We start from the raw sequence: 26,923 nt of genomic DNA on the forward strand, positions 1-26,923 counted from the left end.
ATTATGTTTTTTTTTGTAAATGTGATATAGCGCATTTGGATGAAAAATAATGAAGTTTTGGCTTACATAAAAGTTACACGTGTTTTTACGCTAAGTGAAATTACTATGAGAATAGCTGCATTTTAAGTGAAATTAGAGCTTTTAAAATTAAAAAATAGCTATTATTTAGCGCAAACGACTTTTGAGAAAATTTATAAATATCAAACAAAAGAAATTTCTTTAAACAAAACCAGCTTAAGAGCTAGTCAATTAGTTTTGCCCAGGAACTTCTATTTTGTAAAGTCACCTCGTAAGTCTGCCCAGATCAGAGAAGGGGCCACCGTGACCACATCAAATGCCATCGCTAATGGATAAAGTGCCATACGAGTTACACGTTTAAACGGATGTTTCTTTGTTATTTCATCTTTTTGCTGTAAGGCGATAGGATAAGGAATGGGAAGAGTTTGTTGAATTTTTTGTATGTCTGGAGCTTTATATATTTGTCCTTTAAAGCTAAGAAAAGCGTAAGGATATAAAACATCTTTTTGATTTTCTATCACAACAAAATGATTTTTAAATCCTAGGTTTTTTAAATTTTCTTTTTGTTGTTCAGAAAGAGCGAATAGAGGAGTTTTATATAGGAATTGAAGTTCTCCATGAAAATGAGTGGGATCATCCATTTCAAGAAGTAGAGGAGAGGGAATAATTAAAGTTCTTTGATTTACTGGAATATTTTTAATAATAGTTAAAAATTCTGAGCTACCTTCGGTCATTAAATAACTAAAATCTTGACCTACAAAGACGATCCCTTGTTCTTGCTGGTTTTGAACAGCTTGTCCTAAAGCAATGATTTGATCTTTTGCTAAAATGATTTTCTCGGTTTTTGTGGTTTCGTTAGGTAAAGCTTCTGAAAGTAATGTCGTGGCACAAGCACTCAAATTTAAACAGACGACAACGAGTAGGGTGGAAAATATTTTATACATTGCAGGAACTCAAACAGGAAATTAATTTTTCTAAAGAAAAAACTTTTTTAAAACAGCGATAAATTAACCAAAAATCATTTTGTAATTTTATTACATTGCTATCGCTTGCTATAGTGACTTTGTGCAATTTACTGTCATGGTGTACCGTTGCCACGTTCTACAGTTTTTATGTCCGTCTTGTTTAGTTTGCTTATATTCCAAAGCTTATGGAATGTGGCAGCGGCATTTTGCGTGCATAAAAATCAGGAAAAGGCATTACAACATTTCGGTCATCATGCAGATTTAAATGTATATCAATCTTCAGACCATATGCAGACTGAACATGTTGGTATTGTAGAAAATTCTGATAATGCTCCATTAAGCTGGCAAGATCATCACGATCATTTACCTTCATGTTTTCATGTAGTGATGACTGAAAATGCACAACAAGCTCAAGAACCTTTTGTGCGTGTACATGAGCTTTCACAAATTTATTACTGGTCTAATTCTTATCAGTCTCCGTATCTTGGCTCTTTAAATCCCCCTCCTGTCTTAACCCTGCTATAGGTGGGGTAGCCGAAAAATAACCCACCAGAAATTTATTTATTTCAAAGGGTTATTTTATGCTTAATTATATGTGCAAACAAAGCGCAGCAATCTTCTATGTAGATTACTCGCTTAAACATTCACGTCTTTATGTTAATGACAAGGCGGGATATAAAGTTCTGACAAATTTTTCTGGAACACAAAAATATCATTTTAATGAATCTGTTATCTCATCTCTGATGATTCACAGTGATGGAGGTTTATGGAAATGAATATTTTATTTACCCCCCGTGTTAGAACTGTGAGCTCCCGAGTGATTGGGCTGATTTTAGCTATTATTCTTGCTTTAAGTTTTAGTAAATGGCATTTCCAGGCGGCATTTATAGAACATATTTTATGGTTCTTTGGATGGTTTTTTGTGGGCATAGGAGTAATGGGAAGAATATGGTGCAGTCTTTACATTTCCGGATTTAAGAATGCCAAGTTGGTGACAGACGGTCCCTATTCTTTATGTAGAAATCCACTCTATCTGTTTAGTTATCTGGGTGGAGTCGGGATCATGTTGATTACAGAGACGTTTATCTTCCCAATATTATTCACACTTTATTTTCTCTGTTACTACCATTTTGTTATACGCCAAGAAGAAGCATTCCTGAGTGAAAAATATGGAACTGCATATTCAGATTATATAAAGACAATTCCACGTTTTTTACCAAGTTTCAAAAATTTTAAAGAGCCTGAGTTCTATCAGGTTTCGCCGAAGCATTTCCGTATTTTTTTAACGCAGGTGGTGTGGTTTGTCTGGGTTGCAGCCTTAGTCCAACTTTTTGATGAGTTGCGACTACACGGTGTTCTCCCTTCATTGTTTAGTTGGTTCTAAAAATGAAATGAAAGTATATCCGCATGCTTCTTAGAGACTCAGAAGATTTGTCCTGAATTGATTAACTAAAGCATGCGAAAAATTAATTTTATTTCTGGGCTAAGTCCTTAAATAAATTCGGAATATTTAGATCTGGTGATTATTATGTCTATTAAACTAAATACAAAATCGGCTTTGATGGTTTTACTTCTTTCAACAAGTTTGGCTCATGCTGATGGAGGGTTAATATTCCTCGAAAAGAATATTAAGTCTCAGCAAGAAACAAAAGCTAAAGCTGAAGAAAGTAAGAACCCTCATTTAACTTGTAAGCGTAAATAATTTCTTTTGTAGGAAACTAATTACTTAATAATTAGTTTCCTATGAGTAAAGATAGAGATTCTTAATGATTTATTCTTATCTTTACTCAGGCGAGATTAGAATCGCTTCTATACTGCTACTTATAGATGTAATTTTATTACATGCCCACTGCCTGCTATAGTGGCTTTGTTCAACTTCTTAGTTTAATGGTGTGCTGTTGCCACGTTCTGCACTTTTCATGTCCGTCTTATTCTGTTTGCTTATATTCCAAAGTTTATGGAATGTGGCAGCGGCATTTTGCGCCCATGAAAATCAGGAAAAGGCATTACATCATTTTGGTCATCATGCAGCGTTGAGTTATGAAGCTTCACAGCATAGCCATACGGAAAAGACAGATATCGTAGGGACTCATAAAGCTCCCTTAAACTTGTCCGATCATCATGACCATTTGCCTTCATGTTTTCATGTTGTGATTGTAGAAGCACAAGAAAAACTTGTTTCACCGTTAATACAGTCATCTGAGCCAAAACAACAATATTATTGGTCCAATTCTTATAAGTCCCCTCATATCTCTAAACAAGACCCGCCTCCTGTTTTAGCCCTGCTATAGGTGGGGTAGCCGAAAATTAGCCCACCAGAAATATTATTTATTTCATAGGGTTAATTTATGTCTATTTTTTTATACGAAAAGCGTTTCGTTAGTCTGAGCACATCTTGGGTATTTAAATCATTAGTTGTTGCTGTTGCACTTTCAACTGGTGTCGTAACAAACGCAGCCAGTTCAAATCAGAACCTTGCTGAGAATACACAACCACAGCGTGTACAGAATGTTTTAACGTTTGAACAGGTGCTCGATCAGGTTAAGCAGTTTCAGACTCAAACAGGAATTTGGCAAACTCAACAAGATATCGCCGAGAGCAATATCAAACAGAGCCAGCTATGGGAAAATCCGACGGTTTCTGTACAGCAAACGGGTTTTAAATCTGGAAAAGATCAGGAATTAGAACTTGGGATCTCGCAAAAACTAGATATTTTTGGTGTACGTTCTGCAGCAAAAAAACTGGCAAGTGTTCAGCAAAATCAAGTTGAGTTAAATCAGGTTTTATATCAGGCTCAACTGAAGCTGGCGGTAAAATATTTATGGTCACAAGTATCTATTTTAGAGCTTGAACATGAAGTTGCTAAAGCCCAGTTAAGAACGAGTAAAAATCTTCTTGATGCTACCCGCTTACGCTTTCAGGCAGGCAGTATTGCTCAGGTTGATTTAGATCGAACTCTCATGACGCATGTTGAAAATCAGCGTTTATATCAGGAAGTTGAATTATCACTGAGTAGTGCTAAAAGAAAATTGGCTAACTTATGGGGTGAGACAGAAGATAACTTCACGTTACGTCCAGATATAAAAAGTGCGTGGCCTTTAAAAAATGAAGGTGATATCGATCAATACTTAAAACAGAATTTGTTAGAACAGTCCCTGCGGCTTCAAGCAATGCAACAAAATTCTGAAATTAATTATTTAAAGGCAAAAAATCGGCCTACGCCTACTGTAAATATGGGCGTGGTTCGTAGTAAAACCGCAGAAACGAGCAGTACCGAAAATCAGATCCGAGTAGGTATAGCGGTTCCTTTAAACATTTTTAATCGCCAGCAATATGCCCTAAGAGTTGCACAAAGCAAACTCGATTTAATTGACCAGCAGCAAAGCTTTTATAAAAAGCAAAGCGAGAATTCTATTCGTACTCTACAGTACGAGTTAGCGGGTTTAAAGCAGCAATATAATTTAATGAATGAGCAGCAAATCCCTTTATCAGAGACGGTACAAGAGAAAATGCTGCTTGGCTTTAAAGTCGGTAAATTTGCAATTACCGATGTTCAGCAATCTACCCTTCAATTACAAGAACAACGTTTGAAGAAAGTTCAACTCCTTAAATCTGCTTGGCAAAAAGCCATTGAGGCAGAAAGTTTAGCTCTCGGGATCGATCCAAATATGGTGATGTCTGGAGATGCATTAAATCAAATTAATCAAAATTTATGGCAAGACACCTATAACTTGCCGATAGTTGGAGGGGCAGAGTAATGTCAGTTAAAAAAATGAAAAACCAATGGCTTATTGCTATTTTGCTGCTGATTGTCTGCCTTACTTTAAGTACTTGGTTATTTTTCTCTGGAAAAAAACAGCCTAATACTGATGAAGGTGAAGAAGCGCATGCAGAGGGTGAAGCTGGTCATGAAGAATCTGAAAAAGAGGAAGGAAGTTTAAACCTGACTTCTAAGCAACTGGTTGAATATGGAGTGAAGTTAGAGCAAGTAGGACGTGGAGAAGTTGAACAGAGCCTCTCTTATCCGGCCAAACTCGTTGTAAATACAGACCAGCAAGCACATGTCTCTTCAACGTTTTCAGCACGTGTAGATAGCGTAAATGTTGCGTTGGGACAACAAGTTGAAAAGGGTCAGGCGCTTGCGACTTTATTTGTACCTGATTTGGTCGATCAACAAGCTAACTTAAGCATGGCGCAAGAAGCACTGACATTAGCCCAGCAAGATTATCAACGTGAAAAACAATTGTGGGAACAAGGGGTTTCAGCACGTCAAGATTACCAGCGCGCTTACAATGCATATCGTCAAGCGCAAATTCAGGTACAAGCTGCAAATAGCCGTTTATCTGCATTGGGAGCGAATCGCTCAAGTAAAGGCCGATATGTTTTAACAGCACCTTTAAGTGGTGTAATCAGTAATAAAGATATTGTCATTGGTGAGCAAATTGGTCCTGAAAAACAATTATTTGTTATTGATCGCCTGGATCAGTTATGGGTCGAGTTTGTGCTACCAAGTGCAAATACCAATATTCAGCCTAATCAGGAAATTGAATTTAAATCGTTGCAAACGAACAATATTTTTAAAGCGCAGGTGCAAAGCCTAACTTCAGAAGCAGATACTCAAACTGGTCGTTTACAGGTTCGTGCCAAGGTACTGACACCTTCAAAAGAATTACGCCCTAACTTAATGGTCAATGTGTTACTGAAACAAAATAATGCAGCGACTGTATTACGGGTTAACAAGACAGCGATACAACAGATTGATGGAAAGAATGTCGTCTTTATTGCAAAACAGGAGAAGGACAAAATTCATTTTGCCCCTGTTGCCGTTGAGTTAGGCAATTATTCTTCAGATGCACAATGGGTAGAAGTTAAATCAGGAATTACTGAAAAACAGCAATATGTGACTCAAGGTAGTTTCTTGCTTAAGTCCGAACTTGAAAAAGGGGAGGCTGAGCATGGACATTAATAAACCTGATTTGCCAGAGGTTGAAGGTTTGTTTGATCGGATCATTCAGTTTTCAATTAACAACGCCATTTGGGTCATGATGTTTGTTATTGCTTGGATTGGTGTCGGAATTTATAGCTACCAAAAACTTTCAATTGATGCCGTGCCTGATATCACCAATGTACAGGTGCAGATCAATAGTCAGGCCAATGGTTTTACAGCACCTGAAGTTGAGCAAAGAATTACTTATCCGATTGAAAATGCCATGTCTGGTATTCCCAATCTGGAACAGACTCGTTCAATTTCCAGATATGGTCTTTCTCAGGTCACGATTATCTTTAAAGATGGTACTGACATTTACTGGGCAAGACAGCTGATTAACCAACGTTTACAAGAAGCTAAGAGTGCTTTACCAGATAGCATTGATCCGCAAATGTCTCCAATTTCGACTGGACTCGGTGAGATTTATCAATGGGTGGTAAAAGCAGAGCCAAATGCTAAAAAAGCAGATGGTTCAGCTTATAGCGCGATGGACCTGCGTGAAATTCAAGACTGGATTATTCGGCCCCAGTTACAACGTGTACAAGGGGTAGCCGAGGTTAATAGCATTGGTGGATATAACAAAACCTATGTGGTCTCTCCAGATCTGACACGGTTACAACAGTTGCAAATTCCACTCACCGACTTACAGGATGCGCTTCAAAATAATAATGAAAACCGCGGTGCTGGATTTATTGAAGAGAATGGTCAGCAACTCACAGTTCGTGTTCCGGGTATGCTGACATCGATACAAGATATCCAGAATGTTACGGTCGCCACTAAAAACGGTTTACCTATACGGGTTGCGGATGTAGCGTCAGTATCGATTGGTCATGATTTGCGTACAGGTGGTGCTACCTATAATGGACAGGAAACTGTTTTAGGTATCGCCATGATGATGATGGGTGAAAACAGTAAAACTATTGCTAAGGCGATTGACGACAAAGTTCAGGAAATTCAAAGATCACTCCCTCAGGGCGTGGTGATTGAAACAGTCTATGATCGTAGTAGCCTCGTAGATAAAGCGATTAAAACAGTAGCTAAAAATTTGATTGAAGGGGCGATTTTAGTCATCGTTATCCTTTTTATTTTTTTAGGAAACTTTCGCGCCGCTTTAATCACTGCTTGTATTATCCCATTGGCAATGCTTTTTACCTTAACAGGTATGGCGGAACAAAAAATCAGTGCCAACCTGATGAGTTTGGGTGCTTTGGACTTCGGGATCATTGTTGATGGGGCCGTTGTTATTGTTGAAAACTGTATTCGGCGTTTAGCTGAAGCGCAGCATTTAAAAGGTCGCTTATTAACACATTCCGAACGTTTCACTGAGGTCTTTCTAGCGGCTAAACAGGCACGCCGACCATTAATATTTGGTCAGATCATCATTATGGTCGTGTACCTACCAATTTTTGCTTTAGCAGGCGTTGAAGCAAAGATGTTTCATCCTATGGCAATGACCGTTGTCCTAGCATTATTAGGAGCAATTATTTTATCTGTGACCTTTGTGCCAGCAGCAGTAGCTCTGTTTGTTACGGGTGAAGTGAAGGAAAAAGAAAGCCGCTGGATGATGATGCTGAAAAAAGGTTATGCAGGCTTACTCGATAAAGCTTATGCTTTCCGATATGTTGTTGTAACAGCAGCAGTCAGCATCTTGATTCTTACTGGTGCAATTGCAACAAGAGTAGGTAGTGAGTTTGCGCCTCAACTCAGTGAGGGGGATTTTGCCTTGCAACTCATGCGTGCGCCAAGTACTGGTATAGAGGAATCACTTAGGATTCAAGAGACCGTAGAAAAGCAGTTACTCAAAGCTTTTCCTGAAATTAAGGCTATTTTTGCAAGAACAGGAACAGCCGAGGTTGCTACCGATGTCATGCCTCCTAATATTTCCGATGGTGTTGTTTTACTAAAGCCACATGATCAATGGCCTAATCAGAAGGAAACGGTAGATGAATTGCGTACCAGAATGCTGCAATTCGTGAATCAGATTCCTGGTAATAACAGTGAATTCTCGCAACCCATCGAACTACGTTTTAATGAACTCATTTCAGGTGTCCGTAGTGATATCGGGGTGAAAGTTTTTGGGGATGATATGCAAGTCCTCAATCAGGAAGCAGAAAAAATAGCCCAACAGCTACGTAGCATTCCAGGTGCTAGTGAAGTCAAAGTCGAACAGACCGATGGTTTGCCATTACTTAATGTAGATGTTAATCATGCACTAGCGGCTCAATATGGATTATCAGTCAAGTCTATTCAGGATATTGTCGCTGCGAGTATTGGAGGACAGAGTGTAGGGCAAATTTTACAGGGCGATAGACGTTTCGATTTCGTGATTCGCTTACAGGAAAACATGCGTACGCCTCAGCAGCTAGCACAATTACCGATTCGCTTACCAAACGGCGGTCTGATCCAGTTACAAGACGTTGCCAAGGTTGAGAATATTCTGGGCCTTGCTCAAGTGAGCCGTGAAAATGGCAAACGCCGAGTGATTGTGACGGCAAATGTGCGTGATCGTGACCTTGGGTCTTTTGTACAAGAGATGCAAAGCAAACTGGCGCAGCAAAAGCTACCTAGCGGTTATTGGTTGGGTTATGGAGGACAGTTTGAGAATCTTGCTTCTGCCACTGCAAGAATGCAAATCGTTGTACCGATGGCGCTCATCATGATCTTTGTATTGCTGATGGCGGTATTTAGTAATTTTAAAGACAGCTTACTTGTATTTAGCGGAGTTCCTTTCGCTTTATCTGGTGGATTAGTCGCTTTGTGGCTGAGAGATATTCCGCTTTCTATGTCTGCTGGAGTCGGGTTTATCGCTTTATCAGGTGTTGCGGTATTGAATGGTTTGGTCATGCTCACATTCATTAAAGAGCTAAGAGCAACCCTAGATGTTCATGCAGCTACTTGGAAAGGTGCTGTACTGCGACTACGCCCTGTATTAATGACGGCATTTGTTGCTTCACTTGGTTTTATTCCAATGGCTTTGGCAACTGGAACTGGTGCAGAGGTACAACGACCTTTGGCAACGGTAGTAATCGGTGGCATTATTTCATCTACGATACTAACGCTGGTTTTATTGCCAGTCATTTATCGATGGATGAATGAAAGCAAGACGAATAAAGTTGAGCATTCATAATGTCATCGATTTGAGATATCTTTTTTGATGAAAAAGTTTGAGTCAGAAAAGTATTTGAAACAGGTAAAGGTAAGCATGAATTCATGGTTACCTTTACCTCACCATAAAGATAAATAATAAGGAGTCCGCAAAATGGGTGGACAACATGGTCATGACCATAGTCATGCTGTAGTGACTGAAGGTAATGCCAAGAAATTAACGATTGCCTTGGCGCTTACTACGACATTTTTAATTGTTGAGGTTATTGCAGGTTTAATCACACAAAGTCTGGCGTTGCTCTCTGACGCTGCGCATATGTTTACAGATGCAGCTGCTTTGGCAATTGCTCTGGTCGCAATTCAGATTTCAAAACGTCCCGCTGATAATAAGCGTACTTTTGGTTATCAACGCTTTGAAATTCTGGCCGCTTTATTTAATGCACTCATGCTGTTCGTGGTGGCAATTTATATTTTATATGAAGCCTATATCCGTTTCTCTAAGCCACCCGAAATTCAAAGTATGGGTATGCTGGTTGTAGCGACTATTGGTTTAGTAATTAACCTCATTTCAATGAAACTTTTAATGTCGAGTGCCAATAACAGCCTAAATGTGAAAGGTGCTTATCTAGAAGTATTGAGTGATGCACTAGGTTCGGTAGGCGTTATTATTGGTGCAATTATTATTTACTTCACTAATTGGTACTGGATTGACACGCTTATTGCGGTACTGATTGGATTTTGGGTGCTGCCAAGAACATGGGTTTTACTTAAGCAAAGTATTAACATTTTGCTCGAAGGTGTACCCGAAGAGGTTGATATTGAGAAGCTACGTGCAGATTTACTTTCTTTAAATGGTGTTGAGAGTATTCACCAACTCAAAGTGTGGGCGATTACGTCTAAAAATATCCATTTAACCGTGCACTTATTTGCGCCTGAAGCTGATCGTACCAAGTTGTATCAAGATGCTGTTGAAATGCTTTCTCATGAACATGGTATTGGTGAAGTGACATTGCAAATTGAGGACGATGCTGAGATTAATTGTCAGCACATTGCTCAGCATGCTTCGCATAAACATGATGAAGCAGACAATGCACATTCACATCAGCATTAAGCTGATGTGAACAGTTTTTTTAAATTTCCCATTCGTTATTGCAGTCACGGCATTTCCAGTGTTTTTGTGACTGCATAAATGCTTGCATAGATAATTTGAAATCAGGCAAATCACGCCAGAACATAAAACCTGCTCCTACCGTAACCACAAATGCAACTACTGTTGCGATTTGAAGAGAACTACCTGCACCATTGCCAAAAATCCACATAAAAATGCTAATAACTACTAACAGTAAAAGCACAAAAATTGCAGGAATCAAGATAACCAGACTTTTAGGAACGACAGGTTTTGCGCTGTTCACGCCTTGGCTCACAGGCATAATTTTAACACTTTGACATTTAGGGCAACGATATTGCATGAGAACTCCACATTTAGTTTGAATCTATTCTAACGGAAATGTGTAGAAAGAAAAAAATTTGTAAGATATCGATGAAATGCGTTGAGTTAGCAGAAAAATTACTTATGAATAAACAAAGAAATATAAAAAACAGATGATTTATCCGTACACATAAAAATTAAAATAATATTGTAGAGCATGCTAATCTACAGAAAAATGAAGTGTGATTAGCACAATAAATGAGCTTAAATACTCGAATAGGATGTGGGATAAATATAAAAAGGAGAGAGGGACTTGGGTCAACAAGATGACAATAAGTCGCAGCCTACAACGACAGCATCGGTTTTAGCTACCCCAGATACCGCTAAACCGTCATTATCTCGTCGATTACTGCATAAGACATTGCAACATGCCCAAGATGCAGTTGGGTTTGCTAGCGACACGACACGTAATATTGCAGAGGTTGCTGATGCTGCTTTGGACGCGCTCGATCAAGTAACTACTCATACACGACGTGGAGTTGTCGGAATGACAAATCTGGCAGCAGGCACGGTAAGAGATATGGTGTCTGAAACCAGTGAAACAGCACGCCAAGTCGCATTGATTATGGCGCGTACTTTTTTGGGCAAAAGTACCTTAACGTTGTACTTACCCGAAATGTTATTAAATAATCAAATTCGTAAGCGCATTGATCGCTCAGAAATTGATGATATTAAAATTAAATGCGGCAATGACAGTTTCCAAGTCGAGATTGATGGGCATTATCATCGTTTCATGTATCGTTTGAGTCTAGATTTTAAAGTATTGGAATGTCGTATTGGGCAGGAAAAATTCTTACGCCTACGTCAAATGGATGAAAGTCTTGATGTGCAGATTCGACATGGAGGAACGCTGTCAAATTGGGCGGTGCGCCGTATTGGTCGAGTTGGTTTCGAAGTGGTAAATATGTTACCTATTCCATCACTTATTAATCATTTGATTGGTGATATTCCCGGAATCCAACGCGATGGGCATCGCATGTGGTTTATTGACCTAGAGCAAGCAGGATTTATTGACTTTATTAACAACCGTTCATGGATGGTTGAAAAGCTTTTAAGTTTGACTGATTTTAGTATTTTACCGGGCTTGAATATTTTGAGAGAAAGTCGCGAGCTTGTGCAGCAGTTAGTCGATCAGTTTGAAATTAGAGGACTACGAGTGCAGTCAGGTCGCCTTGAAGTACAAGTGGGAATTGCGGGTTGATAGAGCATATAAAAAAGCTAATCATTGATTGGCTTTTTATTTTTTTAGGCAAAAAAAGCCACTGACGTTATGCAGTGGCTTTTTAGAATTTGGCGTCCCTACGGGGATTCGAACCCCGGTTACCGCCGTGAAAGGGCGATGTCCTAGGCCTCTAGACGATAGGGACTTATATGAGGCATACATCTGAAAAATATTGGCGTCCCTACGGGGATTCGAACCCCGGTTACCGCCGTGAAAGGGCGATGTCCTAGGCCTCTAGACGATAGGGACGTTTCAGAGGTGGGCGTATATTAGGTCGATTTAATAAAAGTGTCAAATAGTTTTCTGAAGAAATATTAAAAAAAACAGTCAAGCGATTAAAAATAACTCAAATTGTAGAAAATATATACATTTAGCCCTCATTCTTCTGAAAAGGCTCAATAATTGCCTTTATGACCGACGGATGTTGTAAATATCCTAAAATCTCATGAGGTTGGTTGGCGAAAGTATAAATTTTCTGATTAATAATGGCAGGTTCAAAATTAAATGGGGCTTCGCACAATGGAAATGCAGTCAAAAAATCATCCTGAGAGTAAAAATTAAACCAATCACCGTAAATACATGGCGGTCTAGAAATTGGACTCGGGAGCTTACTTTGAATCACGCGAAAAGATAAAGGGGAAGCTAGGGTGATAAAACGCTTAACTGAGAATTGATAAGATGGATCTGATAATAATTGGAAAGCGATAACTGAACCAAGAGAGTGTCCGACCACAATATAATCTTCGTCTTCTCGCATTTTCTTTAAAATTCTTTGATGTACTTCCTCCATAAACTCTGGGTTAGATAGATACATATAGGTTTCGATGAGGAATTGTTGAATCAAACTTTCATGCAGTTTAGGAAAGTTATTTAATAAAACAACTAGTTCTTTCAGTACACGATCTTTAACTAATTGAGAAGTCAGATAAAGCCGTTCTGAGAAGCTTTTATCAGCTTGATCGGTTGAGGGACGTAACAATGGAACAAATGGAGTGTGCTCTCTAGTCGGAGGATTACTTGGGTGTAAGTTAATAGGAAAATAATTATTAAAAAATGACTTAGGTAACAACGTGTTAAGGTCTAATTGGTTACTTAATTGGTATTTGGTCATTAAGTCGCCATAAAATGGCATGTGAATATGAAGATCGCGGACATTAACTCTGCAAGGCATTTGTTTTAGGCCGAGCTTAAACACTTTTAACCAATGCTCTTTCAAGCGATGTGCTGTGTAGTTTTGTTGATTCATCCCGTGGATAAATATAATTTTCATTCTATACAAGATTTTGTTTTTAATATAAATTTTAATCTACAACGGTATGTTATTTAAAACCAGTATATAGGCAAAAAAAAGTGTAGCTTTTTGCTACACTTTAATTGAATAACGACGCGTTTAGTCTTTATTGCGATAAAAAATAAAATAACTGACATAACATAAAGCTGTAAAAATAAGACAGCCTACAAAACCAGCGCGCATTTCAGGGTCTGCTGCCATACTCAAACAAGTAATAAAACAGAAAACAAAACCTAAAATTGGCACAATAGGGAATAAAGGCGCAGCATATTGTAAGTCTTTAACTGTATGACCTGATCTATACCATTGGCGGCGGAAATTGAACTGACTTAAACAAATGCTCATCCATACGATGACCATGGTAAAAGCAGCTACACCCAGCAGATTCTTAAAAATAGTCTCAGGTGCAAATTGCTCTGATAATAAACCTGGAATTGCACCGAACATAGTTACAACTAGAGCTACGATTGGTGTTCCACTTTTTGATAAAGTCGCAAACACACTAGGTAGTAGTTTTTGTTCTGATAGAGACCACATCATACGTGAAGCTGCATATAGGCCAGAATTTGCTGCTGAAAGCAGAGCTGTAATAATTACAAACCTAATAATGTCATCCGCATATGGAATGCCAATATAATTAAATACCGTCACAAAAGGACTGCTACTTACACCGTCACCGCCTAAACCTGCAAGTTGGAAAGGAAGTAAAGCGCTAATAACAATGATGGTACCCACAAAGAAAATAAGGAGACGCCAGATCGCGGCATTAATCGCTTTTGGTACATTTTGAGCTGGATCTTTTGTTTCGCCAGCTGCTACACCAATTAATTCGGTTCCTGAGAATGCAAAGTTAACAATTAACATGGTCGTAAAAATAGGAATTAAACCATGAGGGAACCAGCCTTGAGCCGTAAGATTGCTAAAGAGTGGAGCAGTTTGCGCACCATGGAATGGAATTAAACCAAAAATTGCTAATAAGCCAAGCACAATAAAGGCAATCACGGTAACGACTTTAACAAGAGCCAGCCAAAACTCAGACTCAGCAAAAATACGAGTTGAACTAATATTTAAGCCAAAAATAGTAACTGCAAAAATAATTGTCCAAATCCACATCGAAATCTGCGGGAACCATTCTTGCATGAGTAGGGCTGCGGCAGTGAATTCGGTTCCAAGCGTTGCAGTCCAGGTGAGCCAGTACATCCAAGAAATCATATAGCCAGTACTTGGACTGATATATTTTTTGGCATAGGCACCAAAAGAACCTGAAACAGGCATGTGTACAGCGAGTTCTCCTAGGCAGAGCATGACCATGTAAGCGATCGCGCCACCAAGAATATAGGCAATAATTGCGCCAATAGCTCCAGTTTGTGAAATGACTTCCCCTGAACCTAAAAATAGACCAGTTCCGATCGCTCCGCCCAGTGATAGCATCACAAGATGGCGCGTACTCATGGCTCTTTTTAAAGGTGCAGTACTGTTCTGATGCTGATGAGCATCTAGTTGATTGTCAGATGGCTGCATATTACACATTGAGAGAATTAAGAAAGACGCTATTTTAGATAAAATAGACAAATGTGCAATCTAGAAAGAGATAAAGAATAAACAGTAAGGTGACGATAGAGTCTTTTTATAATTTTTAAAGCAGAATATGGCGTCCCTACGGGGATTCGAACCCCGGTTACCGCCGTGAAAGGGCGATGTCCTAGGCCTCTAGACGATAGGGACTTGATGAGGCAAACACAAAGGAGCGTGGTGGAGTCAAGCGGGATCGAACCGCTGACCTCTACAATGCCATTGTAGCGCTCTACCAACTGAGCTATGACCCCAGTTTGTGTGAGCGCAATCTTAGGGTGAATGCGCTCACACGTCAACAAAAAAATGAATTAAACTTCGCTAGTTGCGTCATTTTTCGGCAATTTTAAGCTCTCATTGAGTTTTTCCCAATTTTTAACTTCTTTCTTGCTCGGTCCGCCCACAATTTCTAAGGCATGACGTAAGCGAGCGAAAGTTAAATCAGGCCCAAGCGTAACCATTGATTGCATCACTGGTGTTGAACTCGTTGAACCGGCAATTGCGATAAAGAACGCTGGCATGAAATCACGTAGTTTAATGCCCATCTGATTCGCAAGATCCATTAGGGTTTGGCTAACGGTGTCATTATTCCAAGTAAACTGACCTTCAAGACGCCAAATTGCAAATTGTAAACTTTGACGAACTTGCTCTTGAGTCAATTTTTTACTTTCAAACATTTCAGCAGTAATTTGTGGCATATGGTTAAAATAGAAACCAGCCCAATTCACAGCTTCTGAAAGTAAATTAATACGTGGTTGAATAGCGGCAGCAATGTCTTCTAAAGTGTTGCGATCACTCTTCCATGTTAATAAACGGTCTAATAGTTGACCTGGAGTTAACCCTTTGATCCACTGACCGTTAAGCCAGTTCAATTTTTCAACGTCAAAAATTGGTCCACCTAGTGATACGCGTTGAATATCAAAGTTATCCATCATATCTTGTAATGTGAAAACTTCTCTTTCATCCGGCATTGACCAACCCATGCGGCCTAAATAGTTGAGTAAGGCTTCTGGTAATACACCGATATCGCGGTAGTAGTTAATTGATGTCGGGTTTTTGCGTTTAGATAGTTTTGATTTATCTGGGTTACGCAACAATGGCATGTGGCAAAGAGTTGGCATTTCCCAACCAAAATATTGGTAAAGCAACTGATGCTTCGGTGCAGATGGAAGCCATTCTTCACCACGCAATACATGAGTGATTTCCATTAAATGGTCATCAACAACGTTAGCCAAGTGGTAAGTAGGTAAGCCATCTGTTTTAAGAAGGACTTGCATATCGACTTGAGCCCAAGGAATTTCAACTTCTCCACGTAGCAAGTCGTTAAATTTACAAACACCTTCTTCAGGCACTTTCATACGAATGACATGAGGTTCACCCGCTTCAAGACGTCGAGTCACTTCTTCTTGAGAAAGTTTTAAACCGCGGCCGTCATATTTTGGTGTTTCGCCACGTGCTTGTTGTTCAACACGCATTTGGTCAAGTTCTTCTGCTGTTGCGAAACAGTAAAAAGCATGACCTTTTTCAACAAGTTCTAATGCGTATTGCTTATAAATTCCCATACGTTCAGATTGGCGATATGGTGCATGTGGGCCACCTACATCTGGACCTTCAGACCAATTCAAACCTAACCAACGTAATGAATCCAAAATCATTTTTTCAGACTCTGGTGTAGAACGAAGTTGGTCTGTATCTTCAATCCTTAAAATAAATTCTCCGCCATGTTGTTTCGCAAAACACATGTTAAATAAAGCAATATAGGCTGTGCCCACATGAGGAAAACCAGTAGGGGAAGGTGCAATACGAGTACGAACTTTCATAGATAATGGGTCAGAATAAAAATTGAAACTATTATAACGAAAAAGCCCAGTATTCTGACGTTTTATTTAACGTCAGTCTGGGCTAAAACTGAAACGAAGAGGGGGGTGTTTCAGATTTTAAGAAGCATGGGGCTGAAAGATTGCCTGAACAAAACGTGAAAAACGTTCGTGTTGTGCAGCAAGAAAATTTTGAGTTGGTGTAACGCGAATCGTATTTAGAACTTTAAGCTCATCATTTGTAGAAGGTAACACAATAGGGTTACGTTTCTGCTGATCTAAAGCTTTTTCAATAAGCGAAGTCTGTTTCTCTGAACCAGTTTTGCTTGGAGTATCTTTAAGTACTGCTGCTGCAGAAAACTGTGATGCCAAACTCAGCACCAAACTTAAGCTTAAAGCTTTTCCATAATGAATTTTCATTGTTAATCATCCCCTCTGTTCATTACATTTCATCTATTTTTTGAGTTTAACAAAATGTAAAATTACGGTAATGCTACGATTTAAACATAAATATTAATAAAAAAGTGGAACTGTGTCACACTTTTTACAAAATTTACCTATATTTTAAACTGGTCGACTCAAATGTAGACCATATGTATCCTTTACGCTTCATTATTTAACAAATTAATGTGTAGATAAAGTGAAGGTCCTAAATAAGTTGTAAGAATAATTACAAAATTTTTCAAAAATGAAATAACTTAGACATTCTAAGCTATATATCTAAAAAAGATTAATAAAAAAGATATAAATATAAGTAATTGATTGTAAAAAATAAAATTAAAAATATAGTTAAACTAAAACGAATGATGGATTTTGTAAATGAAAAAAATATCAATAATAGCTGTCGCTTTATATGTGGGAATAGCGACAACAGCGGCTCAAGCAGCGACCTCTTTTTTAAATGTTTCTTATGATCCGACTCGAGAGTTCTATCAAGAATATAACCAAGCATTTGGTAAATTTTGGAAACAGCGAACAGGGCAAGACGTTGAATTCAAACAGTCACATGGTGGATCTGGCAAACAAGCCCGCGCGGTAGCCACAGGACTTGAAGCTGATGTAGTAACGTTAGCATTAGCGAATGATATTGATGAGATTGTGAAAGCTGGGTTTATTCAGCCGAACTGGCAAAAAGAATTTCCAAATAATTCTGCCCCGTATACTTCGACTGTCGTGTTTCTAGTACGAAAAGGTAATCCGAAAAATATACGCGACTGGAATGATTTAACAAAACCAGGCGTGGAAATTATCACTCCTAACCCTAAAACGGGTGGTGCACCGCGTTGGATTTATCTCTCTGCGTGGGGATATGCATTAAAACAGCCGGGTGGAAATGATGCTAAGGCTCGAGAGTTGGTGAAAAAGCTTTATCACAATGTGAAAGTTCTAGATTCGGGGGCCCGTGGTTCACTTACTACATTTGCCGAACGTGGCATTGGTGATGTTTTATTGTCTTGGGAAAATGAAGCTTTGTTGGCGACGAAAGGACCTGATAAGGATAAATATCAAATTGTTTATCCATCAGTTTCAATTTTGGCAGAACCATCTGTAGCGATTGTAGATAAAACCGTAGATAAAGATGGAAATAGGACTTTGGCAAAAGGTTATCTGAACTTTTTATATTCACCTTTAGGCCAAGAATTAGCTGCTAAACATTATTTCCGCCCGCGTAATGCTCAAGTGGCTGCGAAATATGCAGCGCAATTTCCAAAAATTAAATTATTTACCATTAATGATGTGTTCGGTGGCTGGGCTAAAGCTCAGAAAACTCACTTTGCAAACGGTGCTATTTTTGATCAAATTTATGATGGCAAGCAGTAAATAAAATGATCTAAAAACAATAGTCCAAAAAGAAAACTTAGAAGTTAAATATTCATAAAGAAAGCAAGCAAACTTAAAAAAGTAAGCTTGCTTTCTTTTTTTGCTTAAAAAATGCTAACAAAACGGTTTTATCTATGAAAAATTAATATTTTCCTACAAAAAGCCGTTTGGCGTTGGTCATAAACAAGGTGATAATGTGCAGTTACATTTTTACGCAATGATTTAACACCTATGTCGCATATTTCTGTCTTACTTTTTGAGACCGTTGAGAGCTTATTGGCAGATCGCACAACAGGGGTGTATATCGATGCAACCTTCGGACGAGGTGGGCATACACGTTTATTGCTCTCGAAACTTGATGAAAATGCACGAGTATATGCATTTGATAAAGACCCTCAAGCTTTGGAAGTTGCAGCTGCTTTGGCGCAAGAAGACCCGAGATTTACCATTATTCATGCCAGTTTTGCTGATATTAAAGAAAAAATGCAGGAAATTGGTGTGATGAGTGTTGATGGCATTATGGCTGACTTAGGAGTTTCATCTCCTCAACTCGACCAAGCTGAACGTGGTTTCAGTTTTATGCAAGATGGTCCTCTAGACATGCGAATGGATAATTCTAAGGGGTTAACCGCAGCTGAGTGGTTACTTGAAATTGAAGAAGAACAATTAGCAAATATTATTTATCAATATGGCGAAGAGCGTTATAGTCGACGTATTGCAAAAGCGATTAAACAAGCTGGAAAACTAGACACGACAGCCCAATTGGCAGAACTTGTTAAAACAGCTCATCCAAAATGGGAAAAACATAAACATCCAGCAACACGTACATTTCAGGCAATTCGTATTGCTATTAATAAAGAACTAGATGATATTGAAGTATTTTTACCACAAGCTGTAGACTTACTAAAACCAAAAGGGCGTTTGTCTGTGATTAGCTTTCATTCTCTTGAAGATCGTTTAATCAAACAATTTATTCAAAAAGAATCGACTTTGGCAGAAGATATTGGCTGGGGAATGCCTCAGCAACAGGTAGATACAAGAAGGTTAAAGAAAATTTCACGGGTTCGTGCAAGTGAAGAAGAAGTAAAAGCGAACCCACGTTCACGTAGTGCATGGCTTCGGGTTGCTGAACGCTTGGAACAAAAAGGCGCGTAATGAAAAGCAGTGATGAAATTGAAACCACCGAAAATAAAGTGGTCAAAAAAGTTGTGGCATACACCGTATTAGTGGCGCTTGTTTTTATCAGTGCCATGATGGTGGTATTTCAAGTATTTGAATATCGTCATGATTATAGAGAGCTCAGCTCTTATATGCGTGAACGTGATGATCTCAATGCTGAATGGGGGCGTTTGCTTATTGAGCAACAAACCTTTGGTGCAACAGCACAGATTGGTACGCGTGCTGTAACTCAACTACGCATGTTTTCGCCACCTGCTGCAGAAACGGTGGTAATTTCTTTACCGATGACCTCAGAGCAAAATAAGTAAGGCCTTGCTGTATGGTAGATAAGCGAACAAAGCAAACACGGAAAAAACAGCAGTCTATTTCGGAAAAACCAACTCTTGCCTTTGATATGTGGCGGTTTTATCTGCTCTGGGCAACAGTACTGCTCTGTTTTGTTGTATTAATTGCACGTGCATTTTATGTGCAAGTGATTAATAAAGACTTTTTACAAAACAAGGCCAATGCCAATATTTTGCGTACTGAACGTATTGAGGCAATGCGTGGGGTTATTAGCGACCGTCATGGCGTGCCTTTGGCCATTAGTACGCCTATTATGAAAATTGTCATTGATCCACGTGATTACTTTGATACCAAGCATTTATATGACGAAATTACAGCGGAATTAAAAAAAGATCCAAATAATCGTAAGTTAAAACGACAATTACCAGATAAAAACCTAAACCTTGATGAGTTAGCGGATGTGGTTGGTTTAGATCGTGCAGATCTAAAAAAACAGATGAATGCGCGGCCACGTTCTCGTTATTTGGTTTTGAAAAAAGAAGTGCCGCCACAACAGGCCGATCTCATTACAAAGGGTAACTTCCAAGGCGTTTATGCTGAAAAAACATATAAACGTTATTATCCTCAACCGCAGCCAAATGCTCAGATTATTGGTTTAACCAATAGTGAGGGCCAAGGGATTGAAGGCTTGGAAATGCAGTTGAATAAACAACTGTCTGGGGTAGATGGCGAACAAAAAATTATTCGTGATAAACGTGGTAACCGCTTAAAAGTATCAGAGGTTATTCGTGAAGGTGAACCAGGCGAAAACATCACTTTAAGTATCGACTCTCGTTTGCAATACATTATGTACCGTGAGTTGACTGCTGCTGGTGTCGCAAATAACGCCCGTTCGGCGACAGCAATTGCTGTAGATGTTAAAACAGGCGAAATTCTGGCTATGACCAGTTGGCCATCTTATAACCCGAATGATAAAAACGGTTTATCTAATAAAGATGCCATGCGTAACCGCGGTGCGATTGATATGTTCGAGCCGGGTTCTACCATGAAGCCTTTTACAGTTTCTGCTGCACTCGAAACTGGACAATATACCCCAAATACGATTGTCAACACTTCGCCAGGTTCAATGCGTTTAGGCTGGCATACTATTCGTGATACGCATAACTATGGTGCTTTGACTGTTAGTGGCGTAATTATTAAGTCATCAAACGTGGGTTCGGCAAAAATTGCGTTGTCACTTCCTAAGGAAACATTACCAAGCTTCTTTAACCGTGCTGGCTTTGGTAAGCGTTCTGCTGTGAAGTTCCCTGGTGAAAGCTCTGGTTTAGTACTTCCTGTAAGCAAGTTAAACTCTTCCCAAATTGGTACCATGGCTTACGGTTATGGTCTAAATGCAACTATTCTTCAGTTGGCGCAAGGCTATGCAATGCTTGCAAACCATGGGGTAAAAATGCCTCTAAGTTTGCATAAACTCGACCAAGCTCCTAAAGGTGAGCAAGTTCTTGCTCCAAAAATTGCTGATCAGGTTTTGCTTATGCTTGAGCAGGTGACGATGCCGGGCGGTACTGCAAAGCAAGCTAATATTCCGGGTTATCGCGTTGGTGGTAAAACAGGTACAGCTCATAAACTTCGTGCAGATCGTAAAGGTTATTCAAATAATGAATACCGTGCTTTATTTGCAGGCGTAGCTCCGATTAGTGATCCTCGTTTAGCGGTTATTGTAGTTGTTGAAAATCCACAAGGCCGTTATTACGGTGGTTTGGTTGCGGCCCCTGTTTTCGCACGAATTATGCAAGAATCATTGCGCTTAATGAATGTGCCGCTTGATAAGCCCCTTGATACTCCAGAAAATCCTATTCGCAGGTAAGCTATGTCTGTTTCTTTCCAAGAAATTAATCCAGTCGAGATCGATGCACAGTGGTCTAAACAGCCTTTTCAAGGCTTTAGTTTAGACAGCCGTAAGGTTGCGTCAGGCCAGATCTTTATCGCTTTGACCAGTTATAGCCAACCTGAAAAAACACGCGCTTTTGCTGAGTCAGCTTTAGCTAATGGTGCACTTGCCATTATTAGCGAGACTGAGTTGGGCGTAGCAAATGAGTGGGTGCGTTCTGATGTGCGTCAACGTATGGGTGAATGGCAAGAACGTTATTTACAGCATATAGATCCCGTAGTACCAGTGCGTATTATTGCAGTGACTGGTACAAATGGTAAAACCACAATTTCGCGTCTAGTGGCTGAATTAATTAGCTCTCAACAACAGCGCTGTGCTGTGATGGGCACTACAGGCAATGGTATTTTACCAGACTTAACACCATCAACTCACACTACGCTTGATGCTTTACAACTGCAAAATGCATTGCATGATTATGCAAAACAAGGTGCGACTTTTGCTTCTTTAGAGGCAAGTTCACATGGTTTGGAACAAGGTCGTTTAAATGGTTGTGCGATTGAGATTGCTGTTTATAGCAATTTGAGTCGTGACCATCTGGATTACCATGGCACTTTAGAGGCGTATGCTGAAGCGAAGGCTCTTTTATTCCGTTTTAGCTCTTTAAAAGTAGCTGTTATTAATTTAGATGATGAGCATGCAGCTCTCATGATTAATGCAGCAAAGCAAAATCCTGCTCAACCGAAAATTTTAACGTATTCACTTACTCAAAATACTGCTGATTATTATATTACTGACCTGAGTTACAGTTTAGCGGGGGCGACATTTAATTTAGTGAGCCCGCAAGGTTCTTTTGCTGTGCAAAGTCCATTGTTAGGGCATTTTAATGTCGAAAACTTGGTTGCAGCTCTTATTGCTACTGAGCAAGCAGGTTTTAATTTAAAAGCGCTAGTAGCTTTCGTTCCTGAGCTGATTGGTGCTCCAGGTCGAATGCAAGTTATTCGTGATGGTGAGCGTTTATTTGTTGTTGATTATGCGCATACACCAGATGCATTAATTCAAGTGCTTAAAACATTAAAACGTCATGTTTCGAATCAACTTTGGGCTGTATTTGGGTGTGGCGGGGACCGTGATCGCGGTAAGCGCCCATTAATGACTCAAGCAGCTTTAGACGGCGCAAATCCAGTTATTTTGACGTCGGATAACCCAAGAACAGAAGACCCTGAACAAATTTTTGCTGACATGAAGCAAGGAATCGATTTTTCAGGGCACCGTATGCATGAAATTCATGACCGCCGTGAAGCAATTAAATTTGTTGCACAGCAGGCTCAGGCTGGTGATATTGTTGTGATTGCCGGTAAAGGACATGAAAATTATCAAGAAATTAATGGCGTACGTCACTGGTTTGATGATGTTGTTGAAGTGCGTTCTGCGATTGATGCACAACATCACACTGTAGACGCTGCTTACCCTGCACAATAGGACAAATTATGCATACTTCAACCACCAGTACCGTGCCTTTGGAACCGTGGACAGCTCAACAATTACAACAGGCAACACAGGGCTACTGGCATAAAGACCAAATCCCTCAAACTGAAATTAAACGTATTTTGACGGACTCTCGTCATGCGGAAACTGGGGATGCCTTTTTAGCACTAAAAGGTGAGCGTTTCGATGCGCATGATTTCGTTGCGCAAGTTGCTGCAAATGGTTGTCAAATAGCTATTGTTGAACGTCCGCTAGATGTAGATATTGCGCAACTCGTTGTTGCCGATACCCGATTGGCTTTAGGGCAACTCGGCGCTTATCGCCGTGAGCAAAACTCACAATTAAAGGTGATTGCCTTAACTGGAAGTAGTGGTAAAACTACAACCAAAGAAATGCTGGGAAGTATATTGTCGCGCTTAGCACCGACACTAATCACCCGAGGCAATTTAAATAATGACCTTGGTGTACCAATGATGTTGCTAGAGCTTCGCAAGGAACATCAATATGCGGTGATGGAGTTGGGTGCAAGCCATCAAGGCGAGATTGATTACACATCAAAACTCGTTCAGCCTCATGTTGCGGGCATATTAAATATTGGTACAGCTCATTTAGGCGAGTTTGGTGGCCGTGAAGGTATTTGCCGCGCAAAATCGGAAATTTATCGTCACATTTTACCAAATGGCGTTGCAATCGTGCCGCAACAAGATGACTTCACTGCCGAAATTCTTGATGCTGCGAAAGCTCATCGTATTTCTACATTTGGTGTAGGAGGCGATGTCTATGCAACAGATGTGGAGTTATTGCCTCAATCAACGAATTTTAGCCTTCATACACCACAAGGTAGCAGTGCAGTTAAGCTTCCTTTTGCGGGTGAGCATAATGTTCAAAATGCGACCGCAGCTGTAGCTTTTGCTTTAGCAATTGGTATTGGACTAGAAGATATTGTCCAAGGACTAGAGCAAGCTCAGGGGGCCAAAGGTCGTCTTAACTTTATTCAAAAGTCACCTTACTTATTTATTGATGATACCTACAATGCCAATCCGACTTCTATGCGTGCTGCTGCACAAGTGTTGTTGCAGCAACAAGGCGTAAAAGTGATGGTCATGGGGGATATTGGTGAGTTAGGTGATAGCAGTTGGCAAGAGCATTATGATTTAGGTCGTGATCTTGCCGAACTTCCTTTAGATCATATTATTGCAGTTGGACAGTTCGCTCCAGCTGCTCTCGAGGGTGCAGACTCTCATTCTAATAAAGTGAAAGCATTTCAGACACAAGCTGAGGCGCTTCCATTTTTAATCAATCTAATCCAAACACATCAACCCCAGTCCATGAGTTTCCTGTTTAAAGGTTCTCGCTTTACTCATATGGAAACGTTGATGGCTGATTTGATGGAGAAACTTTAAATGCTGTTATGGTTGTTTGAACAACTTGCGGGCTATCACAGCTCGTTTCAGGTCGTTCGTTATTTAACATTACGTTCTTTACTCAGTGTATTAACTTCACTGACCATTGGTCTGGTCCTTGGGCCGATCATGATTCGTAAATTACAAGCGTTAAAATACGGTCAGGCAGTAAGTTCGTTTGCTCCTGAAAATCATGCTAAAAAAATGGGTACACCAACGATGGGCGGAATTTTAATTCTGCTTTCAATTGGTATTAGTACTTTACTATGGGCTGATTTATCTAACCCTTATGTCTGGATTGTGCTTGGTGTAATGGTTGTATTCGGTGCTGTAGGCTGGGCAGATGACTGGATTAAAATTCGCTATAAAGACAATGCAGGTTTACCTGCACGTAAGAAGTTTTTCTGGACTTCTGTTGCATCGCTGGGTGCTGGTATTGCGTTATATTTAATCGCAACTCAACAGTCAAATGCAGAACATACCGCAAACATGTTGGATTTATTGATTCCATTCTTTAAGAATCTTTCAATTCCACTCTCAATTGTTCCTTTAGGTCTGGCATTTATTGTATTTACCTATCTAGTGATTAATGGTGCTTCTAACGCAGTTAACTTAACAGATGGTTTAGATGGCTTGGCAATCATGCCAGTTGTCATGGTAGCTACGGGCTTAGGCGTATTTGCTTACTTGTCTGGTGACATCCGTTTCGCTAACTACTTACATATTCCATATGTGAAATATACATCTGAACTCGTAGTAATCTGTTCTGCCATGATTGGTGCTGGTTTGGCATTCCTTTGGTATAACGCGCATCCTGCTCAAGTGTTTATGGGCGATGTCGGTGCTTTAGCTTTAGGTGCGATGCTTGGAACAATTGCAGTTATGGTTCGTCAAGAAATCGTATTTGCAATTATGGGTGGTGTATTTGTAATGGAGGCAGTATCTGTATTCTTACAAATCGGTTCCTTGCGTATGCGTAATAAACGTGTGTTCTTAATGGCGCCGCTGCATCATCACTATGAAAAGCAGGGCTGGAAAGAAACGCAAGTTGTGATCCGTTTTTGGATTATTACAATTATATTAGTAGTTTTAGGTCTAATGACTTTAAAATTGCGATAGATCTTATTTTAGTGTCAATATAAAGCCAGTTCTACTGGCTTTTTTTATTGGAGAGGTGAATGACAAAAGTTGCTGGTCTAGACCAATTATCTGTGATTAATCAAAAAGTAGTTGGAGAGGGCGAAGTATTACCTCAAGTCATACTTAAAGATGGAAGTCAGGTGCAAACAGGAACTGTAGCGACAATGCTGCACAATATTGAATTATATAATGCAGGGCAAAGAGGACAAATTGAGGAAGAGCTGAAGATCGCAATTCCAACGTTAGTCAAAGTAGGTCTGTTTGATTTGTTTCAGGTCGATGAATGGATTAATGGTACAAATGCAGGCCGCACCTTTGTTGGACTACACGCAAAGACTTATTTACAACAAAAAGAACAAGAGAATAATTAAAAGTGGCTAAGCAAGTTTTAATGTGTCCTGTGTGTCGTCAGTCCCTGAATTTAACTGAACGAACTTGGCGATGTGAGCAAGGACATAGTTATGATGTAGCTAAACAAGGCTATGTCAATTTACATGTGGTGCAACATAAACATAGTAAAAACCCAGGGGATACGCCCGAGTCAGTCGATGCGCGACGAGCTTTCTTGCAAGGTGGTTATTATCAGCCTTTACAGCAGGCTGTAGTCGCTTTATTAAAGCAATTAGATGTAAAAGCAATACTCGATATCGGATGTGGTGAGGGCTACTATACAAGTGCTATGCAGCAAGTTGTTGAGCAGTGTGTTGGAGTTGATATTGCAAAAAACGCGGTACAACGTGCGGCAAAACTCAACACTGAAGTAACTTGGGTGGTGGGAACAGGAGCAACTTTACCTGTATTGGATAGGAGTATGGATGCTTGCACCAGTTTATTTAGCCCAATTCCGCAAGCAGAAATTGCGCGTGTTTTAAAAGATGAGGGTCATTTAATTGTTGTTACGCCTGCTTCTGAACATTTGTATGCCATGCGTGAGGCTTTATTTGAGCAAGTTAATCCTCACACACCAGAAAAGTTTGTAGAGCAACTACAAGATTTGTTTGAATTAAAGCAAGAGCAAATTATTGATGCGCCTTTTGTGCTTGATCAACAGGCTCTAAAAAATCTGATTGCTATGACACCTTATGCTTATAAAGCCTCTCCTGAGCGCCGTTCGCAGTTAGAGCAGCAGTCACAATTAGAAATAACTGCATCTTTTCAAATTTATGTCTTTCAGAAGCGCAATAAAAAAGCCATCTAACGATCTATTTTAAGAGCGCAAAAAAAGAAGACCATCTGATGATGGCTTCTTTTTT

At 39.6% G+C, this 26,923-nt stretch carries 25 protein-coding genes and 4 tRNA genes; 19 read left to right on the top strand and 10 right to left on the bottom strand.

The window, feature by feature from the left end; genetic code table 11:
* Window positions 1-269: 269 nt before the first annotated feature.
* Window positions 270-962: a hypothetical protein gene (locus HMPREF0013_RS20035; RefSeq protein WP_005804515.1), complete on the bottom strand. Its 693-nt coding sequence runs from the start codon at window positions 960-962 to the stop codon at window positions 270-272.
* Window positions 963-1,109: 147 nt separating this feature from the next.
* Here HMPREF0013_RS20035 and HMPREF0013_RS20040 point away from each other — a divergent pair, with 147 nt between their 5' ends.
* The 9 genes from HMPREF0013_RS20040 to HMPREF0013_RS20075 all read left to right on the top strand — a co-directional run bounded on the left by HMPREF0013_RS20040 (window position 1,110) and on the right by HMPREF0013_RS20075 (window position 10,186).
* Entirely contained in the window at window positions 1,110-1,508 is a 399-nt protein-coding gene (locus HMPREF0013_RS20040) for a cation efflux protein, CzcI-like (protein WP_005804516.1), read from the top strand.
* A gap of 56 nt (window positions 1,509-1,564) precedes the next feature.
* The gene (locus tag HMPREF0013_RS25365) at window positions 1,565-1,759 is read left to right on the top strand and encodes a hypothetical protein (RefSeq protein ID WP_005804517.1); all 195 of its coding nucleotides are present in this window, start codon (window positions 1,565-1,567) and stop codon (window positions 1,757-1,759) included.
* Window positions 1,750-2,367, top strand: a complete 618-nt coding sequence (locus HMPREF0013_RS20050; RefSeq protein WP_002116753.1) for a methyltransferase family protein — start codon at window positions 1,750-1,752, stop codon at window positions 2,365-2,367. The genes HMPREF0013_RS25365 and HMPREF0013_RS20050 overlap by 10 nt, the downstream gene beginning before the upstream one ends.
* A gap of 144 nt (window positions 2,368-2,511) precedes the next feature.
* A complete protein-coding gene (locus tag HMPREF0013_RS24740; RefSeq protein WP_191113142.1) occupies window positions 2,512-2,685 on the top strand; it encodes a hypothetical protein in 174 nt (57 codons plus the stop codon).
* 196 nt (window positions 2,686-2,881) lie between these two features.
* A complete protein-coding gene (locus tag HMPREF0013_RS20055) occupies window positions 2,882-3,274 on the top strand; it encodes a cation efflux protein, CzcI-like (RefSeq protein WP_031944216.1) in 393 nt (130 codons plus the stop codon).
* Window positions 3,275-3,331: 57 nt separating this feature from the next.
* On the top strand, window positions 3,332-4,741 hold the full coding sequence (locus HMPREF0013_RS20060) for a TolC family protein (protein WP_005804520.1): 1,410 nt from the start codon (window positions 3,332-3,334) through the stop codon (window positions 4,739-4,741).
* Window positions 4,741-5,949, top strand: a complete 1,209-nt coding sequence (locus HMPREF0013_RS20065) for an efflux RND transporter periplasmic adaptor subunit (RefSeq protein ID WP_005804521.1) — start codon at window positions 4,741-4,743, stop codon at window positions 5,947-5,949. Before HMPREF0013_RS20060 ends, HMPREF0013_RS20065 begins: the two co-directional genes overlap by 1 nt.
* Window positions 5,939-9,097: an efflux RND transporter permease subunit gene (locus HMPREF0013_RS20070; protein WP_025464173.1), complete on the top strand. Its 3,159-nt coding sequence runs from the start codon at window positions 5,939-5,941 to the stop codon at window positions 9,095-9,097. The genes HMPREF0013_RS20065 and HMPREF0013_RS20070 overlap by 11 nt, the downstream gene beginning before the upstream one ends.
* A gap of 132 nt (window positions 9,098-9,229) precedes the next feature.
* A complete protein-coding gene (locus tag HMPREF0013_RS20075) occupies window positions 9,230-10,186 on the top strand; it encodes a cation diffusion facilitator family transporter (RefSeq protein ID WP_005804524.1) in 957 nt (318 codons plus the stop codon).
* A gap of 19 nt (window positions 10,187-10,205) precedes the next feature.
* On the opposite strand, the gene HMPREF0013_RS20080 is transcribed toward HMPREF0013_RS20075, so the two are convergent.
* The gene (locus tag HMPREF0013_RS20080; protein WP_002117013.1) at window positions 10,206-10,544 is read right to left on the bottom strand and encodes a hypothetical protein; all 339 of its coding nucleotides are present in this window, start codon (window positions 10,542-10,544) and stop codon (window positions 10,206-10,208) included.
* A gap of 273 nt (window positions 10,545-10,817) precedes the next feature.
* Between HMPREF0013_RS20080 and HMPREF0013_RS20085 the strand changes: the two genes are divergently transcribed.
* Window positions 10,818-11,765 (top strand): hypothetical protein, encoded by a 948-nt coding sequence (locus HMPREF0013_RS20085; protein ID WP_002116860.1) that lies wholly within the window; start codon window positions 10,818-10,820, stop codon window positions 11,763-11,765.
* Between the two features lie 90 nt (window positions 11,766-11,855).
* Here the strand turns inward: HMPREF0013_RS20085 and HMPREF0013_RS20090 are convergent.
* The 8 genes from HMPREF0013_RS20090 to HMPREF0013_RS20125 form a co-directional block, all read right to left on the bottom strand.
* Window positions 11,856-11,931: transfer RNA gene (locus tag HMPREF0013_RS20090), tRNA-Glu, on the bottom strand.
* A 28-nt stretch (window positions 11,932-11,959) separates the two neighbouring features.
* Window positions 11,960-12,035, bottom strand: a tRNA-Glu gene (locus HMPREF0013_RS20095).
* A gap of 121 nt (window positions 12,036-12,156) precedes the next feature.
* Window positions 12,157-13,056 carry a hypothetical protein gene (locus tag HMPREF0013_RS20100; RefSeq protein WP_078210317.1) on the bottom strand — a complete coding sequence of 300 codons (900 nt, stop codon included), beginning with the start codon at window positions 13,054-13,056 and terminating at the stop codon, window positions 12,157-12,159.
* A gap of 120 nt (window positions 13,057-13,176) precedes the next feature.
* Entirely contained in the window at window positions 13,177-14,598 is a 1,422-nt protein-coding gene (locus tag HMPREF0013_RS20105) for an amino acid permease (protein ID WP_005067053.1), read from the bottom strand.
* A 128-nt stretch (window positions 14,599-14,726) separates the two neighbouring features.
* Window positions 14,727-14,802 (bottom strand) — tRNA-Glu (locus tag HMPREF0013_RS20110).
* A gap of 25 nt (window positions 14,803-14,827) precedes the next feature.
* Window positions 14,828-14,903, bottom strand: a tRNA-Ala gene (locus HMPREF0013_RS20115).
* A gap of 57 nt (window positions 14,904-14,960) precedes the next feature.
* Window positions 14,961-16,469, bottom strand: a complete 1,509-nt coding sequence (gltX, locus tag HMPREF0013_RS20120; protein ID WP_005067056.1) for a glutamate--tRNA ligase — start codon at window positions 16,467-16,469, stop codon at window positions 14,961-14,963.
* Between the two features lie 117 nt (window positions 16,470-16,586).
* Window positions 16,587-16,886 (bottom strand): hypothetical protein, encoded by a 300-nt coding sequence (locus HMPREF0013_RS20125; protein ID WP_002116889.1) that lies wholly within the window; start codon window positions 16,884-16,886, stop codon window positions 16,587-16,589.
* Window positions 16,887-17,285: 399 nt separating this feature from the next.
* On the opposite strand from HMPREF0013_RS20125, the gene HMPREF0013_RS20130 reads away from it, so the two are divergent.
* The 9 genes from HMPREF0013_RS20130 (at window position 17,286) to HMPREF0013_RS20170 (ending at window position 26,868) form a co-directional block, all read left to right on the top strand.
* The gene (locus HMPREF0013_RS20130) at window positions 17,286-18,287 is read left to right on the top strand and encodes a sulfate ABC transporter substrate-binding protein (RefSeq protein WP_005067060.1); all 1,002 of its coding nucleotides are present in this window, start codon (window positions 17,286-17,288) and stop codon (window positions 18,285-18,287) included.
* Between the two features lie 231 nt (window positions 18,288-18,518).
* Window positions 18,519-19,442 (top strand): 16S rRNA (cytosine(1402)-N(4))-methyltransferase RsmH, encoded by a 924-nt coding sequence (rsmH, locus tag HMPREF0013_RS20135; protein WP_002116998.1) that lies wholly within the window; start codon window positions 18,519-18,521, stop codon window positions 19,440-19,442.
* Complete coding sequence (gene ftsL / locus HMPREF0013_RS20140; RefSeq protein WP_002116847.1) at window positions 19,442-19,774, top strand: cell division protein FtsL; 333 nt, start codon at window positions 19,442-19,444, stop codon at window positions 19,772-19,774. The genes rsmH and ftsL overlap by 1 nt, the downstream gene beginning before the upstream one ends.
* Window positions 19,775-19,785: 11 nt before the next feature.
* Window positions 19,786-21,618: a penicillin-binding protein PBP3 gene (ftsI, locus tag HMPREF0013_RS20145; RefSeq protein ID WP_002117016.1), complete on the top strand. Its 1,833-nt coding sequence runs from the start codon at window positions 19,786-19,788 to the stop codon at window positions 21,616-21,618.
* Window positions 21,619-21,621: 3 nt separating this feature from the next.
* A complete protein-coding gene (locus HMPREF0013_RS20150) occupies window positions 21,622-23,121 on the top strand; it encodes a UDP-N-acetylmuramoyl-L-alanyl-D-glutamate--2,6-diaminopimelate ligase (protein ID WP_005804526.1) in 1,500 nt (499 codons plus the stop codon).
* A gap of 8 nt (window positions 23,122-23,129) precedes the next feature.
* Window positions 23,130-24,530 carry a UDP-N-acetylmuramoyl-tripeptide--D-alanyl-D-alanine ligase gene (locus tag HMPREF0013_RS20155; protein WP_002116900.1) on the top strand — a complete coding sequence of 467 codons (1,401 nt, stop codon included), beginning with the start codon at window positions 23,130-23,132 and terminating at the stop codon, window positions 24,528-24,530.
* Window positions 24,531-25,649: a phospho-N-acetylmuramoyl-pentapeptide-transferase gene (mraY, locus tag HMPREF0013_RS20160; protein ID WP_002116751.1), complete on the top strand. Its 1,119-nt coding sequence runs from the start codon at window positions 24,531-24,533 to the stop codon at window positions 25,647-25,649.
* A gap of 59 nt (window positions 25,650-25,708) precedes the next feature.
* Window positions 25,709-26,041, top strand: coding sequence for a hypothetical protein (locus HMPREF0013_RS20165; RefSeq protein ID WP_005804527.1), 333 nt, complete (start codon window positions 25,709-25,711; stop codon window positions 26,039-26,041).
* Window positions 26,042-26,043: 2 nt separating this feature from the next.
* Complete coding sequence (locus HMPREF0013_RS20170; protein ID WP_005078486.1) at window positions 26,044-26,868, top strand: putative RNA methyltransferase; 825 nt, start codon at window positions 26,044-26,046, stop codon at window positions 26,866-26,868.
* The last annotated feature ends 55 nt before the right edge of the window (window positions 26,869-26,923 follow it).

Source organism: Acinetobacter sp. SH024, from assembly GCF_000163635.1.
Classification (GTDB): Bacteria; Pseudomonadota; Gammaproteobacteria; order Pseudomonadales; family Moraxellaceae; genus Acinetobacter; species Acinetobacter pittii.

Coding starts and splice junctions, on each gene's coding strand:
- HMPREF0013_RS20035 (WP_005804515.1), bottom strand. CDS start 962: ATGTATAAAATATTTTCCACCCTACTCGTTGTCGTCTGTTTAAATTTG.
- HMPREF0013_RS25365 (WP_005804517.1), top strand. CDS start 1,565: ATGCTTAATTATATGTGCAAACAAAGCGCAGCAATCTTCTATGTAGAT.
- HMPREF0013_RS20050 (WP_002116753.1), top strand. CDS start 1,750: ATGGAAATGAATATTTTATTTACCCCCCGTGTTAGAACTGTGAGCTCC.
- HMPREF0013_RS24740 (WP_191113142.1), top strand. CDS start 2,512: ATGTCTATTAAACTAAATACAAAATCGGCTTTGATGGTTTTACTTCTT.
- HMPREF0013_RS20060 (WP_005804520.1), top strand. CDS start 3,332: ATGTCTATTTTTTTATACGAAAAGCGTTTCGTTAGTCTGAGCACATCT.
- HMPREF0013_RS20065 (WP_005804521.1), top strand. CDS start 4,741: ATGTCAGTTAAAAAAATGAAAAACCAATGGCTTATTGCTATTTTGCTG.
- HMPREF0013_RS20070 (WP_025464173.1), top strand. CDS start 5,939: ATGGACATTAATAAACCTGATTTGCCAGAGGTTGAAGGTTTGTTTGAT.
- HMPREF0013_RS20075 (WP_005804524.1), top strand. CDS start 9,230: ATGGGTGGACAACATGGTCATGACCATAGTCATGCTGTAGTGACTGAA.
- HMPREF0013_RS20080 (WP_002117013.1), bottom strand. CDS start 10,544: ATGCAATATCGTTGCCCTAAATGTCAAAGTGTTAAAATTATGCCTGTG.
- HMPREF0013_RS20100 (WP_078210317.1), bottom strand. CDS start 13,056: ATGAAAATTATATTTATCCACGGGATGAATCAACAAAACTACACAGCA.
- HMPREF0013_RS20105 (WP_005067053.1), bottom strand. CDS start 14,598: ATGCAGCCATCTGACAATCAACTAGATGCTCATCAGCATCAGAACAGT.
- gltX (WP_005067056.1), bottom strand. CDS start 16,469: ATGAAAGTTCGTACTCGTATTGCACCTTCCCCTACTGGTTTTCCTCAT.
- HMPREF0013_RS20125 (WP_002116889.1), bottom strand. CDS start 16,886: ATGAAAATTCATTATGGAAAAGCTTTAAGCTTAAGTTTGGTGCTGAGT.
- HMPREF0013_RS20130 (WP_005067060.1), top strand. CDS start 17,286: ATGAAAAAAATATCAATAATAGCTGTCGCTTTATATGTGGGAATAGCG.
- rsmH (WP_002116998.1), top strand. CDS start 18,519: ATGTCGCATATTTCTGTCTTACTTTTTGAGACCGTTGAGAGCTTATTG.
- ftsL (WP_002116847.1), top strand. CDS start 19,442: ATGAAAAGCAGTGATGAAATTGAAACCACCGAAAATAAAGTGGTCAAA.
- ftsI (WP_002117016.1), top strand. CDS start 19,786: ATGGTAGATAAGCGAACAAAGCAAACACGGAAAAAACAGCAGTCTATT.
- HMPREF0013_RS20150 (WP_005804526.1), top strand. CDS start 21,622: ATGTCTGTTTCTTTCCAAGAAATTAATCCAGTCGAGATCGATGCACAG.
- HMPREF0013_RS20155 (WP_002116900.1), top strand. CDS start 23,130: ATGCATACTTCAACCACCAGTACCGTGCCTTTGGAACCGTGGACAGCT.
- mraY (WP_002116751.1), top strand. CDS start 24,531: ATGCTGTTATGGTTGTTTGAACAACTTGCGGGCTATCACAGCTCGTTT.
- HMPREF0013_RS20165 (WP_005804527.1), top strand. CDS start 25,709: ATGACAAAAGTTGCTGGTCTAGACCAATTATCTGTGATTAATCAAAAA.